This window comes from Streptomyces sp. TSRI0107, from assembly GCF_001905845.1.
GTDB lineage: Bacteria > Actinomycetota > Actinomycetes > Streptomycetales > Streptomycetaceae > Streptomyces.
The window spans coordinates 417,513-432,773 of the sequence record NZ_LIVZ01000006.1 but is presented as its reverse complement, the minus strand read 5'-3'; the positions used below and the strand labels follow the sequence as shown (position 1 = coordinate 432,773).

Below are 15,261 nucleotides of genomic sequence, written 5' to 3'. Positions count from 1 at the left end.
AGGCTCGCCCTCTCACCACCGCATCGCAACCGTTCCGCACCTGCTTGAGGAGTACGAGGGATGACGCCCGGCAACAACGGCGCGAGCACGCCCGAGGACGACGACCCGTTCGGTTACCTCTACGCCGACGGTCAGGCCAACGGCGCCCAGCCGCCGTCCGGCGGCTACGGCTACCCCAACTCGGTGAGCAGAGTGCGTACCGTCGGCGAGCGGCCGTACGGCCAGCAGCACGCCACGTACGGGCAGGGCGTGGCCCCGCAGCAGGGGGCGCCCGGCCGGCCCAGCGCGCACTACGCCGCGCCCGAGACGTACCCCGGCGGCGCGGCCACCACCCAGCAGCCGCTGCCCGGCGCCGGCGGCGGGCGCCGCGGGCCCAACACCAAGGGCCTGCTGATCGGTGCGATCGCCGTCGTCGCGGCGGTCGTCATCGGCATCGGCATCGCCATGGTGAACAGCGACGGCGAGGACGACAACGCGGGCGGCGACGCCTCGCCCGCGCCGACCGTCACCGAGAGCGGCGACCCCACCCCGTCGAAGAGCAGCAGCGCGGCGAGCGAGGAGGACCTGCCGGCCACCGACGCCAAGACGGTGCTGCTCGGCGGCGGCGCGACCACCGCCTCCGACATCAAGGGCGCCAAAGCGGACGGCGGCTTCTACGTGACCGGCTTCAACGCCGTCGGCGCCTCGCTCACCTGGAACGTCAACGGCATCCCGGAGACCGGCAAGTACACCCTGTACGTCGGCTACGGCGTGCCCGGCAAGGACGCCAACGCCACCCTCACGGTCAACGGCACCCCCGCCTCGACGCCCGTCGACATGAAGAACTGGGCGAACGCCGCGGAGGGCGACTACGAGAAGGGCTGGACGCGTACGTACAACTACATCCAGCTCAACAAGGGCTCCAACACCATCAAGATCTCCTGCGAGCAGGGCAACCAGTGCGACGCCAACCTCGACCAGCTGTGGCTGGCCAAGGGCTGGGTGAAGTAGGACCGGGGCCGACCGTCAGGCGGCGGTGACCTCCGTCGTCACCGCCACCCGCGCCAGCAGTTCCTCATAGGCGCCGCGGTCGAACTCCCCGGCGACCGGGGTGAGGACCGTCGCCGCCGACAGGGCGGTCGCGCGGGCCAGCCGCTCCGGCCACGGCAGCCGCTCCACGAGCCCCGACAGCAGGCCCGCGACCGCCGAGTCGCCCGCGCCCGTCGGGTTGCCGTGCACCCGGGCGGGCGGGGCGGCCCGCCAGCGGCCCTCCGGGGTCACCGCGAGCAGTCCCTCCCGGCCCAGTGAGGCCACCACGGCCCGCGCCCCGCGCCGGCACGCGTCCTGCGTGGCGCGCAGCGGCTCGTGCGCGCCGGTCAGCTCGGCCAGTTCGTCCGCGTTCGGCTTGACCAGGTCGGGGCGGGCGGCGACGGCGCGGCGCAGCGGCTCACCGCTGGTGTCGAGGAGCACCGGGACGCCGGCCGCGCGGGCGGTGCGGACGAGGCCCGCGTAGGCGCCCACGGGGACGCCCGGCGGGAGACTGCCGCACAGGGCCACCGCGTCGGCGGACGCCAGCAGATGCTCGTAGGCCTCCTGGAAGGCGGACCACTCGGCGCGGGTGACGACCGGGCCCGGCTCGTTGAACTGGGTGGTGTCGCCGGTCTGCTCGTCGATGACGGCCACGGTGCGCCGGGTGACGCCGTCGATCGGGACGAGCGCGTCCGTCACGCCGGGCAGGGCGGTGAGCCCGTCCTGCACCGCGCGCCCGGTGCCGCCGCCCACGAACCCGGTGACCGTCACCTCGTGGCCGAGAGCCGCGAGGACGCGGGCCACGTTGACGCCCTTGCCGCCGGGGCGCTCGGTGACGTCGGTGATCCGGTGCGTGGAATGGGGCCGCAGGGACCGGACGCGATACGTGATGTCGAGAGCGGTGTTCAGCGTGACCGTGAGGATCACCTGGGCCGGCCTCCCCCGGGTGCATGTGCCTGTCGAGACGTTCCGGGGCGCCGAGACGCCTTCCGGAGGCTCGATCATGCCAAAGAGACGGCGGTCGGCCCAGCCCTCGGACCGGCCACCGTCCCGTCGACTCGTGGACGGATCACCCCAGTTGGGGATCGACCACCCATTCACCCCGGCGCATCACGCCCTTGAGGCCGAAGTCGGCGTCCAGCAGCACCAGGTCGGCGTCCTTGCCGGGCTCCAGTGAGCCGATCCGGTCGTCGAGGCCGAGCAGCCGGGCCGGGTTGGCGGACAGGGCGGCCACCGTGTCCTCCACGGACAGCCGGTCGATCGTCACCGCCCGCTTGAAGGCGCGGTCCTGGGTGAGGGTGGAGCCCGCGATCGAACCGCCCTCCACCAGCCGCGCCACGCCGTCCGCGACCTCGACCTCCAGCGGGCCGAGCATGTACCGGCCGTCGCCGAAGCCGGCCGCGTCCATCGCGTCGGTGATGAACGCGACCCGGTCCGGGCCCGCGTGACGGAACGCCAGCTCCAGGGCGGCCGGGTGCAGGTGCGTGCCGTCGTTGATCAGCTCGACGGTGACCCGCTCGTCCTCCAGCAGGGCCGCGATCGGGCCGGGCGCGCGGTGGCCGAGCGCCGGCATCGCGTTGAACAGGTGGGTGGCGACGGTGGCGCCCGCGTCGATGGCCTCGACGGTCTGCTCGTACGTCGCGTCCGTGTGGCCGATCGCCGCGATCACGCCGTGCTCGCTGAGCAGCCGTACGGAGTCGACGCCGCCCGGCAGTTCGGTGGCGAGGGTGACCATCACGGCGTGGCCGCGCGCCGCGTCGATCAGCTTGCGCACCTCCGCCGGGTCCGGGTCGCGCAGCAGCGCCTCGGAGTGCGCGCCCTTGCGGCAGGGGGAGATGAACGGGCCCTCGAAGTGGATGCCGGCGATGTCGCCCTGCTCGGCCAGTTCGGAGAGCAGGCCGGCGCGCTGGGCGAGGAAGTGCATGTCGCCGGTGACGGTGGAGGCGACGAGGGTGGTGGTGCCGTGCGTCCGGTGGGTGCGGATGCCGGTGAGCACGTCGTCGACGGTGCCCGAGGTGAAGGAGGCTCCGCCGCCGCCGTGGTTGTGGATGTCGACGAAGCCGGGGACCAGCCAGTGGCCGGTGACGTCGACGACGTGGGCGTTCTCCGGGGCGGTGGCGGTGATGCGGGTGCCCTCGACGATCACCTGGCCGTTCCTGACCGTCCCGGTGGGGAGGACGACGTCGGCTCCGGTGAGGATCAGGGGGGTCCGGTCCGTCGCGGGGTGCGGGCTGTTCGTGGCTGGTCGCGCCCCGCGGCGGAGCCGCTGATCGATGCTGTCCCGCGCCCCTGGCGGCGTAGCCGTCACGTCGGTTCCTCCGTACGGTCCGTGTGGTTGAGGAGATCCCAGGCGAGGAGACCCGCGCCCAGGCAGCCCGCCGTGTCCCCTAGCGCCGCTGGGACGATGGACGGCAGCTTCTGGAAGGTGACCCGCTGCCGGACGGCGTCCCGCAGTGGTGTGAACAACGTTTCCCCCGCTTCCGCGAGGCCGCCACCGATGACGATCGTGCGGGGGTCCAGCAGGGTGAGGGCGGTGACCAGGCCGTCGGCGAGGGCGTCCACGGCGTCCTGCCAGACTCGGACGGCGTTCGGGTCGCCGGACATGACGGCCTTGGCGCAGTCCGCCGCGTCCGCGTCCGTCTTGCCGGTCGCCGCCGCCCAGGCCTGGCTGACCGCCGAGGCCGAGGCGTACCGCTCCAGGCAGCCGCGCTGACCGCACGGGCAGGGGGTGCCGCCGGGCCGTACGACGATGTGGCCGATCTCGCCCGCGAAGCCGTGCGCGCCCGCCTCCACGCGGTCGTCGATGCCGATGGCGCCGGCGATGCCGGTGCCGAGGGGGACGAAGAGGAAGCGGTCGGTGCCCCGTCCGGCGCCGACGCGGCCCTCGGCGAGGCCGCCGGTGCGGACGTCGTGGCCGAGGGCGACGGGGATGCCGGACAGCCGGTCGGAGAGCAGGGCGCGCAGCGGGACGTCGCGCCAGCCGAGGTTGGCCGCGTAGGCGGCGATGCCGCGCGGCTCGTCGACGATGCCGGGGACGGCGATTCCGGCGGCGGAGGCGGGCGCGCCGAGGTGCCGGGCGCCGTGCGCGTACAGCTCGGCGGCGAAGTCGAGGATGGACTCGACGACCGCCTCGGGCCCGCGCTCCCGCCCGGTGGCCCGGCGCGCCTGGTGCAGGAGCGCGCCGTCCGCCCCGACCAGGGCGGCCTTCATCCCGGTGCCGCCCACATCGAGGGCGATGACGTGTCTCACGGGGGACAGTGTGGCCCGAGGACCCGGAAGAGGTCTAGTCCACTCACGTGGTGTAGACCTTATTCCGGAATACGGACCACACGGGATCACAGCGGAACAGGGGTTGGGGCAGCAGTGCAGCGGCGCAAGGCAGGAATCATCGCGGTGATGTCCGCACTGGGCATGACGGCGGCGCTCGGCGGCTGCGGGATCACCGGCGGCTCCGACGACGTCACCCTGCGGCTGGTCGCCGCCGACTACGGCGACAGCGCCTCCAACAGCTCCGAGAAGTACTGGGCGAAGCTGGTCGAGGAGTACGAGTCCGACCACCCCGGCGTGCGGGTCGAGGTCGACGTCTACTCCTGGAACGACGTCGACCGCAAGGTCAAGGAGATGGTCGAGGCAGGCGACGCGCCCGACATGGCGCAGATCGGCGCGTACGCCGACTACGCCGCCGACGGCCTGCTCTACCCGGCCGACGAACTGCTCTCCATCCCGGTCCAGGCCGACTTCGCCGCCCAGCTGGCCACCGCCGGCCAGATCGACGGCGCGCAGTACGGCATGCCGTTCGCGGCCTCCACCCGGCTGCTCTTCTACAACAAGACCCTCTTCCAGAAGGCCGGCGTCACCCCGCCCACCAGCTGGGACGAGCTGGCCGCGGCCGCCGGGGCGCTCAAGGCCGAGGGTGTGAAGTACCCGTACGCGCTGCCCCTCGGCCCGGAGGAGGCGCAGGCCGAGACCATGCAGTGGCTGCTCAGCGGGGGCGGCGGCTACACCGACACCTCCGGCGGCTACGGCATCGACTCCGCGGAGAACGTCGGGACCTTCACCTGGCTGCGCGACGAACTCGTCGGCAAGGACCTCACCGGCCCGGTCGCGCCGGGCAAGCTGAACCGCGCCGACGCCTTCGCCGCGTTCGCCGACGGCCAGGTCGGCATGCTCAACGGCCACCCCTCGCTGATGAAGATGGCCGAGAAGAAGGGCGTGAAGTACGGCATGGTGCCGATGCCCGGCGTCGACGGCGAGTCCGACGCGACGATGGGCGTCGCCGACTGGATGCTGGCGTTCAAGCAGAACGGCCACCAGAAGGAGATCGGCGAGTTCCTCGACTTCGTCTACAGCGACGAGAACGTGCTCGCCTTCTCCCGCGAGTACGACCTGCTGCCGGTCACCAACTCCGCCTCCGACGTCATGAGCGCCGCCGAGGAGGACAGCGAGCTCCAGCCGTTCCTGAAGGAACTCCCGCTCGCCGAGCTGTACCCCGTGGGCAAGACGTCCTGGGCCGAGGTCAGCGCCCAGGTCAAGAAGCGCATCGGCCAGGCGGTCGCCCCGGGCGGCAGCCCGTCCGCCGTCCTCGGCAAGCTGGAGTCGGCCGCCCTCGCGGCGGAGGGCGCGGCGGCCGCGAACTAGAACCTGGGCCGTTGTCAGCGGCGGCGGCTAGCGTTTCCCCTATGGCCGGTACGGAACGTCAGCCGCTGGAGCGGCGGGAGCAGGACATCCTCGCGCTGGAGCGCCGGGGCTTTCCCGGCCCCGGTGCGAAGGAGCGGGCCATCCGGGAGGAGCTGGGCCTCGCCCCGGTCCGGTACTACCAGCTGCTCAACGCCCTGCTCGACGACCCGAGAGCACTGGAGCACGACCCGGTCACGGTGAACCGGCTCAGGAGGGTGCGGGAGCGCAGACGCGCGGAGCGGTGAGGCCCGGTTCACGGTTCGGGGCGGCCCTGCGGGGATAGGTTCGCCGTATGGGCAGCCCCGACACACATTCGACGGACCTCCCCGAACCCGTGACCCCGCAGGGATGCGACGGGCTCGACGCGCTTCTCGCCCGGCCACGCGACGCGGTGATCGCGCTCGACTTCGACGGCACCCTCGCCCCGATCGTCGCCGACCCCGAGCAGGCCCGCGCGCACCCCGGCGCGGTGCCCGCGCTGACCGAGCTCGCCCCCAAGGTGGCCGCCGTCGCCGTGATCACCGGACGCCCGGCCGAGGTCGCCGTCCGCCACGGCGGCTTCGCCGGCGCCCCCGGCCTGGACCACCTGGTCGTCCTCGGCCACTACGGCGCCGAACGCTGGGACGCCGCCACCGGCGAGGTCACCGCCCCCGACCCGCACCCCGGCGTCGCCGCGGCCCGCGCCGCGCTGCCGTCGCTCCTCACGGCGGTCGAGGGCGCCTGGATCGAGGACAAGGGGCACGCCGTCGCCGTGCACACCCGCCGCGCCGCCGACCCGCAGGGCGCGTTCGAGGCGCTGCGCGCGCCCCTCACCGACCTCGCCGGCCGCAACGGACTGATCGTCGAACCCGGCCGCATGGTCCTCGAACTGCGCCCGCCCGGCATGGACAAGGGCGTGGCGCTGGAGCGGTACTTCCGCGAGATCCGCGCCGAATCCGTGCTCTACGCCGGTGACGACCTCGGCGACCTGCCCGCCTACGCGGCCGTCGACAAGCTCCGCGCCGACGGCACCCCCGGCCTCCTCGTGTGCAGCGGCAGCGACGAGGTGACCGAGCTGCGCCGGCGGGCGGACCTGGTGGTCGACGGCCCCGAAGGCGTCGTACGGCTGCTGCGGGCGCTGGCGGCTCAGCTGCCCTGACCGGTCAGCGCGGTCAGCTGGCCCAGGAACCACTGGGCCGGCGGCAGCGCGGTCGCCGCCGCGGCGAGCCGCTTGGTCCGCTCGGCCCGTTCGCCGGAGGGCATGGTGAGCGCCCGGTGCAGGGCGTCCGCCGTGCCCTCGATGTCGTACGGGTTCACCACGACCGCGTCCTCGCCCATCTCCTCGTACGCGCCCGCCTCCCGCGACAGCACCAGCGCGCAGCCCTCGTCCGACACCACCGGCACCTCCTTGGCGACCAGGTTCATGCCGTCCCGGATGGGGTTGACCAGGGCCACGTCGGCCAGCCGGTAGGCGGCCAGGGAACGCGCGAAATCGTCCTTCACGTGCAGGACGACCGGGTTCCAGCCCGGCGTGCCGAACTCGGAGTTGATCTCCCGCGCCAGCCGCTGGACCTCCGCCGTGTAGTCGCGGTAGACGGCGAGATCCTGCCGGGAGGGGTAGGCGAACGCGACGTGCACGACCCGCTCGCGCCACTCGGGGCGGCCGGCCAGCAGCGCGCGGTAGGCCAGCAGGCCGCGCACGATGTTCTTCGACAGCTCCGTGCGGTCCACCCGGACGATCGCCCGGCGGCCCTCGCCGATCTCCGCGCGCAGCGCCGCCATCCGCTCCTCGACGTCCGCCTCGTGCGAGCGCCGGCGCAGGAAGTCTGCGTCCGCGCCGAGCCCGTGCACCCCGATCCGGGTGTCGCCGAGCCCCCCGGCGAACGCCTCGCAGCACGCGGTGAACGCGTCCGCCCAGCGCCGGGTGAGGAAGCCCAGCCGGTCCGCGCCGAGCATGCCCCGCAGCACCGCCCGGCCGATGTCGTCCGGCAGCATCCGGAAGTACTCCGGGGGCGCCCACGGGGTGTGCGAGAAGTGGCCGATCAGCAGATCCGGGCGCAGCTCGCGCAGCATGCCCGGGACCAGCACCAGGTGGTAGTCCTGCACGATCACCGCGGCGCCCTCGGCGGCCTCCCCGGCCAGCGCCTCGGCGAACGCCCGGTTGTACGCCTCGTACGACGCCCACTGACGCCGGAACTCCGCGTCGAAAACCGGTTCGAGCGGGGTCTGGTACAGCATGTGGTGCACGAACCACAGCACCGAGTTCGCGATCCCGTTGTACGCGTCCGCGTGCACGTCCGCCGGGATGTCCAGCATCCGCACGCCGTCCTCGCCGACCCCGCGGCGCACCGCCTCGCGGTCGCCGTCGCCGAGCGCCGAGCACACCCACAGGGCGCCCGCGTCCGGCCCGATCGCCGACAGGCCCGACACCAGCCCGCCGCCGCCCCGCCGGGCGTGCAGCGAGCCGTCGTCGCGCACCTCGTACGAGACCGGCCCGCGATTGGAGGCCACCAGTACCTGCGCCGCACCGTACGTTGAAGCCATAGCCCTCAACCTAGCCCGCCCCCCAACCGCTCAAACGTACGGTTCGGCCGTATACAGGAGGGGGTGGCGTGTTACGCCACCTTGCGTGCCGCGTACTCCGCGATCTCCACCATCGGGGGACGCTCCTCGGTGTCCACGGAGTACGTACGCGGCTCGAAGCCGTCCTCCATCCGTTCGAACTGGGTGAGGGACGGGCGGATCAGATGCCCCCGGGCCAGCCGCAGCTGCGCGGTCCGGTAGATCGCCGCCGCCATCCGGCCCAGCGCCTGCCCGTCCTGGTGCCGGTGCTTGCGGACACCCACGTCCACCTGCGCCAGGGCGTCCAGGCCGACCAGGTGCAGCGAGTCGACCAGCATGCCCAGCTCCACCCCGTAGCCCACCGGGAACGGCAGCTGCTCCAGCAGCGACCGGCGGGCCGCGTACTCGCCGCCCAGCGGCTGCACGAAGCCGGCCAGCTGCGGCCAGTGCATGTTCAGCAGCGGGCGGGCCATCAGCTCGGTGACCCGGCCGCCCTGCCCGGCCGCGCCGCCCAGCGGACGGTCGTACATCGCCTTGACCAGGTCCACGTCCGGGTCGGTCAGCAGCGGGCCGACGATCCCGGAGACGAAGTCCGCCGAGAACTCCCTCAGGTCCGCGTCCACGAAGCACACGATGTCGCCCCTGGTCACCAGCAGCGACCGCCATAGCACCTCGCCCTTGCCGGGCACCGCCGGGATGCGCGGCAGGATCTCGTCCCGGTGCACGACCCGGGCGCCCGCGGCGGCGGCCACCTCCGAGGTGCGGTCGGTGGACCCCGAGTCGACGACGACGATCTCGTCGACCAGCGGAACCCGCTCCACGAGGTCGTGGCGGATCACGGCGACGATGTCGCCGACCGTCGCCTCCTCGTTGAGCGCGGGCAGCACGACACTGACCGACTGACCCGTGGCGTGCTTGGCGGCCACGATCCGGTGGAGCGGGCGGTCGGACACGGACCAGGAGCGTGTGCTCAGCCAGCGCTCGACTTCTTCCAGCACGGTCTGCGGCTCCTCACTGTCGGGATCCCTGTGATCCATCTCGCGGTTCGGACGACTATCTCAACTGTCCTGGCCGTCGGTTACAGTCTTGGACAACGCGGATGACCATCCCATGTCGGGGGTCAGCCGCTGTTTACAACCACATACAGCTCATCCAGAGGGGCAGAGGGACACGGCCCGATGAAGCCCCGGCAACCCTCCAGCTGGTCTTGTCACGTCGACGTGGCGAGGCTCCCGGCTAGGGAAGGTGCCAAATCCGTCTCACGGCGAAGTGCGTCGTGAGGAAGATGAGGAGAAAGGGCCTCGCCTCACATGGCTGTGCAGACTGTTGCAAGCACCACGAATTCCTCTTCCACGGTAGACCTCGGTCCCGCCGCCGCGCTCTCCTGCCGCGAATGCGGTCACCGCGTCCCGCTCGGCCCCGTCTTCGCCTGCGAGGAGTGTTTCGGCCCGCTGGAGATCGCCTACGACTTCTCCGCGTACGACGCCGAGGAACTGCGTAAGCGCATCGAGGCGGGCCCCGCGAACATCTGGCGCTACGCGCCGCTGCTCCCCGTCCCGGCCGACGTGGCCGACAAGCCGAACCTCAACCCCGGCTGGACCAAGCTCGTCAAGGCCGACAACCTGGCGCGCGAGCTGGGCGTGACCGGCGGGCTGTACGTGAAGGACGACTCCGGCAACCCGACGCACTCCTTCAAGGACCGCGTCGTCGCCCAGGCTCTGGAGGCCGCCCGCGCGTTCGGCTTCACCACCCTCTCCTGCTCCTCCACCGGCAACCTGGCCGGCGCGGTGGGTGCCGCGGCCGCCCGCGCCGGCTTCCGCTCCTGCGTGTTCATCCCGCACGACCTGGAGCAGGGCAAGGTCGTCATGGCCGCGGTCTACGGCGGCGAGCTCGTCGGCATCGAGGGCAACTACGACGACGTGAACCGCTTCTGCTCCGAGCTGATCGGCGACCCGGCGGGCGAGGGCTGGGGCTTCGTCAACGTCAACCTGCGGCCGTACTACGCCGAGGGCTCCAAGACCCTCGCGTACGAGATCTGCGAGCAGCTCGGCTGGCGGCTGCCCGACCAGATCGTCGTCCCGATCGCCTCCGGCTCCCAGCTCACCAAGATCGACAAGGGTCTGCAGGAGCTGATCAAGCTCGGGCTCGTCGAGGACAAGCCGTACAAGATCTTCGGCGCCCAGGCCGAGGGCTGCTCGCCGGTGTCCACCGCGTTCAAGGCGGGCCACGACGTCGTCCGGCCGCAGAAGCCGAACACCATCGCCAAGTCGCTGGCCATCGGCAACCCGGCGGACGGGCCGTACGTCCTCGACATCGCCCGGCGCACCGGGGGCGCGGTGGAGGACGTGACGGACGAGCAGGTCGTCGACGCGATCAAGGTGCTGGCGCGGACCGAGGGCATCTTCGCGGAGACCGCGGGCGGGGTCACCGTGGGTGTGACGCGCAAGCTCATCGAGAACGGGGTGCTCGACCCGTCGCTGACGACCGTCGTGCTCAACACCGGCGACGGCCTCAAGACCCTCGACGCGGTGGCCGGCACGGGGCTCACGGCGACCATCCGACCCAACCTCGAGTCGTTCCGCGAGGCCGGGCTCGTCTAGACCAAGCCCCAGTAAGTCACTCCCACCGGAGGTTTTCATCGTGAGCGTCACCGTCCGCATCCCCACCATCCTGCGCACCTACACCGGCGGCCGGGCCGAGGTGGCCGCCGAGGGGGCCACCCTCGCCGAGGTCATCGCCGACCTGGAGAAGAACCACACCGGCATCGCCGCCCGGGTTCTCGACGACCAGGGCAAGCTGCGTCGGTTCGTCAACGTGTACGTCAACGACGACGACGTCCGCTTCGAGCAGGGGCTGGAGACGGCCACGCCGGACGGTGCCGGCGTCTCGATCATCCCGGCTGTCGCGGGCGGCTGCTGACGTCACACGCTGTTCATCGAATTGCCCCCTCCGTGAGAGATCCGGAGGGGGCAATTCCATGTGATTGAGCGCGGTAGAGTTGGGGAACCCGCCGCACTTTCCCCGAAGTGACTGCGACAAGATGCAGCCAAAATCAGCGGCCCTTTCGCGCCTTTCGCTCCTTTTGCCGGGCCCGACTTGCCCGGAATTCGGGTGAATTCTTCGTAAATAAGCGATCAGTGCTGCCCGGATTTCTCGTCCGATTGACCTGTTGCAGACGGCAGTTGGACAGATACATTCAGCCGCGGTCGACGCGTTCCGGCGCACGCCCCCGACGACTGGGGGGTGAGGTCTGACCCGGATTCGCGAAGTGCGGATCTGTGCAAGGGCCAGTAATAGGGGAGTTAGGCATGGCTCAGGGCACCGTCAAGTGGTTCAACGCGGAGAAGGGGTACGGCTTCATCGCGGTCGACGGTGGTGCGGACGTCTTCGTCCACTACAGCGCGATCCAGATGGACGGGTACCGCACCCTGGAAGAGGGCCAGCGGGTCGAGTTCGAGATCTCGCAGGGCCAGAAGGGCCCGCAGGCCGACATGGTTCGCGTCACCGCCTGAACGTTCTATTCGAAGGGCTCGCACCGCACGCCGGTGCGAGCCCTTCGGCGTGTCCGGCGGCCGGTGCCGGCTGTTCGCCCACCGCTGACTACCTGCCGGTCTCCGAGAGCCGCTTGCACTCGATGGGGGCGAGTGCTAATCATTGGCGTTAGCACTCTGAAGGTGAGAGTGACAACGAAGGACCGGGTCGGTGAGGCCGCAGGCCGGGTGGGGCAAGGAACCACGAGGCAGGCAGGCCGTCCGTCGCGGGCGCGGGCGCGGTCCGAAGGAATCACCCCCAGTCCTGGAGGGACCACTTCACATGGCCAAGATCATCGCGTTCGACGAGGAGGCGCGGCGCGGCCTCGAGCGCGGCATGAACCAGCTCGCGGACGCCGTCAAGGTGACCCTCGGCCCCAAGGGCCGCAACGTCGTCCTCGAGAAGAAGTGGGGCGCCCCCACGATCACCAACGACGGCGTCTCCATCGCCAAGGAGATCGAGCTCGAGGACCCGTACGAGAAGATCGGCGCCGAGCTGGTCAAGGAAGTCGCCAAGAAGACGGACGACGTCGCCGGTGACGGTACGACCACGGCCACCGTTCTCGCCCAGGCGCTGGTCCGCGAGGGTCTGCGCAACGTGGCCGCCGGTGCCAACCCGATGGCCCTGAAGCGCGGTATCGAGAAGGCCGTCGAGGCCGTCTCCGGCGCGCTGCTCGACCAGGCCAAGGAGGTCGAGACCAAGGAGCAGATCGCCTCCACGGCCTCCATCTCCGCCGCCGACACCCAGATCGGCGAGCTGATCGCCGAGGCCATGGACAAGGTCGGCAAGGAAGGCGTCATCACCGTCGAGGAGTCGCAGACCTTCGGTCTGGAGCTCGAGCTCACCGAGGGCATGCGCTTCGACAAGGGCTACATCTCCGCCTACTTCGCCACCGACATGGAGCGCATGGAGGCGGTGCTCGAGGACCCGTACATCCTCATCGCCAACTCCAAGGTCTCCAACGTCAAGGACCTGCTCCCGCTCCTGGAGAAGGTCATGCAGTCGGGCAAGCCGCTGCTGATCATCGCCGAGGACGTCGAGGGCGAGGCCCTGTCGACCCTGGTCGTCAACAAGATCCGCGGCACCTTCAAGTCCGTCGCCGTCAAGGCCCCGGGCTTCGGTGACCGCCGCAAGGCCATGCTCGGCGACATCGCCATCCTCACGGGCGGCGAGGTCATCTCCGAGGAGGTCGGCCTCAAGCTGGAGAACGCGACCCTGGACCTCCTGGGCCGCGCCCGCAAGGTCGTCATCACCAAGGACGAGACCACCATCGTCGACGGCGCCGGCTCCGCCGACCAGGTCGCGGGCCGTGTGAACCAGATCCGCGCCGAGATCGAGAACAGCGACTCGGACTACGACCGCGAGAAGCTCCAGGAGCGTCTGGCGAAGCTGGCCGGCGGCGTGGCCGTCATCAAGGCCGGTGCCGCCACCGAGGTCGAGCTCAAGGAGCGCAAGCACCGCATCGAGGACGCCGTCCGCAACGCGAAGGCCGCCGTCGAGGAGGGCATCGTCGCCGGTGGTGGCGTGGCCCTGCTGCAGGCCTCCCAGGTCTTCGAGAAGCTGGAGCTCGAGGGTGACGAGGCGACCGGCGCCCAGGCCGTGAAGCTCGCGCTCGAGGCCCCGCTGAAGCAGATCGCCGTCAACGCCGGCCTCGAGGGCGGCGTCGTGGTGGAGAAGGTGCGCAACCTGACCCCGGGCCACGGCCTGAACGCCGCCACCGGCGAGTACGTCGACCTGGTCAAGGAAGGCATCATCGACCCGGCGAAGGTGACCCGCTCTGCCCTGCAGAACGCCGCCTCCATCGCCGCGCTCTTCCTCACCACCGAGGCCGTCATCGCCGACAAGCCGGAGAAGGCCGCTGCCCCGGCCGGCGGCGGCATGCCGGGCGGTGACATGGACTTCTGATCGACTCCTGTCGGTCACCCGGTCCTACGCCGAGGGCGGCACTCCCAGCGACCTGCTGGGGGTGCCGCCCTCGGGCGTTTCGCGTGTCGCCGTGCCGGTCAGGGGCTGACGCGCAGGGAGGTGAACCGCGGCCAGGGCGTGTCCTCGCCGGCGTTGCGGACGGCGAGGGAGAACCCGCCGTTGGTGCGGGCCGGGGCGGGCCGGTCGGTGGCGCGGACCGTGAGCGAGGTGCCGTCCACGGTGATCTGCACGGACCGCGGCGAGACCTTGACGGTGATGCGGTGCTTGGCCGTCTGGGTGAGCTTGCGGACGGTGACCCGCTGCTCGGCGCCGACGGGCTGTTCCGTGACCCGCAGCTCGGACGCGGACACCGTGACGACGGACGGGTGCAGGCTGCCGTGTCCGACCTTGATCGACACGCCGGTCTGGGGGCCCTTCAGCCGGTCGGCGGTGGCGTCCACCCGGTAGGTGTGCCAGTCGGCGGTGGCCATGGGCAGGTGGGCGGCCTGCACGTACGTGCCCTTCTCCAGGCCCTTCCCGGTCAGTGCCGACACGTCCGTGCCGGACAGGCTGGTCGGGAACCGCCACTGCTCGGGGTGGCGCAGCGGCTCGGGCACCTCGTCCGGGACGCGCGAGGTCCACTCCGCGATCCGCTTCATGAGCGCGTCGGTCGTGGTCGCCCGCATCACCTCCATGCGCTGCACCTGCCCGGCGGCCGCGGCCCGTGGCCCCGCCGGAAGGGGGCGCGAGGAGGAGTTGGTGAGTGTGGTGTCGAACCGCGCGTGCAGCAGCTGTTCCAGTACGGAGGTGGTCTGGCCGGCGAGGTTCGTCGGCGCGCCCGCCTCCGAGTACGGGTAGGCGAACACCCGGGGCTTGGGCAGGTCGTGGTCGGCGAAGGCGCGCAGGGACTTGTCGAGGTCGGTCTCGACCCGTGTCCGGTACTCCTTCTCCGACTCCAGGCGTTTCTCCTCGGCCAGCCAGAGCCGGTTGGCGAGCACCGCGCCCTTTCGTCCCGAGGAGTCGACGGCCGCCCGGGTGTGGCCGTCGTGCGAGTGGTTCTGGAAGTCCCAGCGCCCGGAGCCGGCCATCCGGTCGATCTCCGCCCAGGACAGGTAGTACGGGCGGTGCTTGCCCACCCTGCTGGTGATGAGGTAGGCCGACCCCGTCATCTTGTGCTTGGCGAGGATCTGGTCGGCGTACGTCCACAGGCCGCGGGTGCCGTCGTCGAAGGTGAGGTAGACGCTGCGCGGGGACGGGGTGCGGCCGGTGGCCAGGTAGCGGATGAACTCGTCGGTGGTGAGGCTGCGGTAGCCCGCCTTGGTCAGTGCGGCCAGCTGGTCGTCCAGCTGCTTCGGGGTGAGGGTGTAGTCGTTGGTCGGTTCGGGCTGGATGTCGTGGTAGGCGAGGACGATCGGCGCGCTCGCGTGGGCGGCCTCGTGGCGCTGGGGCCGCGCGTCGGCCGGGGTGGCGGGCGCGGGGACCTGGGCGGACACCGCGCGCCGTTCGACGTCGACCTTCCACGCGGTGAGGAACGGGACGGTCACGACGACGGCGGCCAGGGTGCCGAGGGTGCTGCGCATCAGGCAGCGGCGCACCAGC

Annotated in this window: 14 protein-coding genes and 1 riboswitch; of the genes, 8 read left to right on the top strand and 6 right to left on the bottom strand. The window is 71.5% G+C overall.

Going from position 1 to position 15,261, the window contains the following annotated elements:
• Window positions 1-60 precede the first annotated feature (60 nt).
• The gene (locus tag AMK31_RS18545; protein WP_073941650.1) at window positions 61-990 is read left to right on the top strand and encodes a CBM35 domain-containing protein; all 930 of its coding nucleotides are present in this window, start codon (window positions 61-63) and stop codon (window positions 988-990) included.
• A 15-nt stretch (window positions 991-1,005) separates the two neighbouring features.
• Here AMK31_RS18545 and AMK31_RS18540 read toward each other — a convergent pair whose 3' ends face one another.
• The 3 genes from AMK31_RS18540 to AMK31_RS18530 all read right to left on the bottom strand — a co-directional run bounded on the left by AMK31_RS18540 (window position 1,006) and on the right by AMK31_RS18530 (window position 4,257).
• On the bottom strand, window positions 1,006-1,935 hold the full coding sequence (locus AMK31_RS18540; protein ID WP_073941649.1) for a 1-phosphofructokinase family hexose kinase: 930 nt from the start codon (window positions 1,933-1,935) through the stop codon (window positions 1,006-1,008).
• A gap of 142 nt (window positions 1,936-2,077) precedes the next feature.
• Window positions 2,078-3,208, bottom strand: a complete 1,131-nt coding sequence (gene nagA, locus AMK31_RS18535; RefSeq protein WP_073941809.1) for an N-acetylglucosamine-6-phosphate deacetylase — start codon at window positions 3,206-3,208, stop codon at window positions 2,078-2,080.
• 104 nt (window positions 3,209-3,312) lie between these two features.
• A complete protein-coding gene (locus tag AMK31_RS18530; RefSeq protein WP_073941648.1) occupies window positions 3,313-4,257 on the bottom strand; it encodes an ROK family protein in 945 nt (314 codons plus the stop codon).
• A gap of 114 nt (window positions 4,258-4,371) precedes the next feature.
• On the opposite strand from AMK31_RS18530, the gene AMK31_RS18525 reads away from it, so the two are divergent.
• From AMK31_RS18525 to otsB, 3 genes are read left to right on the top strand one after another with little or no spacing between them, the layout of a single operon-like run.
• Window positions 4,372-5,646 carry an extracellular solute-binding protein gene (locus AMK31_RS18525; protein ID WP_107468649.1) on the top strand — a complete coding sequence of 425 codons (1,275 nt, stop codon included), beginning with the start codon at window positions 4,372-4,374 and terminating at the stop codon, window positions 5,644-5,646.
• 41 nt (window positions 5,647-5,687) lie between these two features.
• Window positions 5,688-5,930, top strand: a complete 243-nt coding sequence (locus AMK31_RS18520; RefSeq protein WP_073941646.1) for a DUF3263 domain-containing protein — start codon at window positions 5,688-5,690, stop codon at window positions 5,928-5,930.
• Between the two features lie 47 nt (window positions 5,931-5,977).
• The gene (gene otsB, locus AMK31_RS18515) at window positions 5,978-6,823 is read left to right on the top strand and encodes a trehalose-phosphatase (RefSeq protein WP_073941645.1); all 846 of its coding nucleotides are present in this window, start codon (window positions 5,978-5,980) and stop codon (window positions 6,821-6,823) included.
• Here the strand turns inward: otsB and AMK31_RS18510 are convergent.
• A complete protein-coding gene (locus tag AMK31_RS18510; protein WP_073941644.1) occupies window positions 6,811-8,208 on the bottom strand; it encodes an alpha,alpha-trehalose-phosphate synthase (UDP-forming) in 1,398 nt (465 codons plus the stop codon). The genes otsB and AMK31_RS18510 overlap by 13 nt on opposite strands.
• Before the next feature lie 71 nt (window positions 8,209-8,279).
• Window positions 8,280-9,224: a glucosyl-3-phosphoglycerate synthase gene (locus AMK31_RS18505; protein WP_073941808.1), complete on the bottom strand. Its 945-nt coding sequence runs from the start codon at window positions 9,222-9,224 to the stop codon at window positions 8,280-8,282.
• Window positions 9,225-9,371: 147 nt separating this feature from the next.
• Window positions 9,372-9,518: riboswitch (SAM riboswitch) on the top strand.
• 18 nt (window positions 9,519-9,536) lie between these two features.
• Between AMK31_RS18505 and thrC the strand changes: the two genes are divergently transcribed.
• The 4 genes from thrC to groL all read left to right on the top strand — a co-directional run bounded on the left by thrC (window position 9,537) and on the right by groL (window position 13,662).
• Window positions 9,537-10,826, top strand: a complete 1,290-nt coding sequence (gene thrC, locus AMK31_RS18500; protein ID WP_073941643.1) for a threonine synthase — start codon at window positions 9,537-9,539, stop codon at window positions 10,824-10,826.
• 40 nt (window positions 10,827-10,866) lie between these two features.
• Complete coding sequence (locus AMK31_RS18495) at window positions 10,867-11,145, top strand: MoaD/ThiS family protein (RefSeq protein ID WP_073941642.1); 279 nt, start codon at window positions 10,867-10,869, stop codon at window positions 11,143-11,145.
• Between the two features lie 389 nt (window positions 11,146-11,534).
• Window positions 11,535-11,738 (top strand): cold-shock protein, encoded by a 204-nt coding sequence (locus AMK31_RS18490; RefSeq protein ID WP_004986573.1) that lies wholly within the window; start codon window positions 11,535-11,537, stop codon window positions 11,736-11,738.
• 301 nt (window positions 11,739-12,039) lie between these two features.
• Window positions 12,040-13,662 (top strand): chaperonin GroEL, encoded by a 1,623-nt coding sequence (gene groL, locus AMK31_RS18485; RefSeq protein WP_073941641.1) that lies wholly within the window; start codon window positions 12,040-12,042, stop codon window positions 13,660-13,662.
• A gap of 98 nt (window positions 13,663-13,760) precedes the next feature.
• On the opposite strand, the gene AMK31_RS18480 is transcribed toward groL, so the two are convergent.
• A complete protein-coding gene (locus AMK31_RS18480; protein WP_073941640.1) occupies window positions 13,761-15,242 on the bottom strand; it encodes a polysaccharide deacetylase family protein in 1,482 nt (493 codons plus the stop codon).
• Window positions 15,243-15,261: the final 19 nt, after the last annotated feature.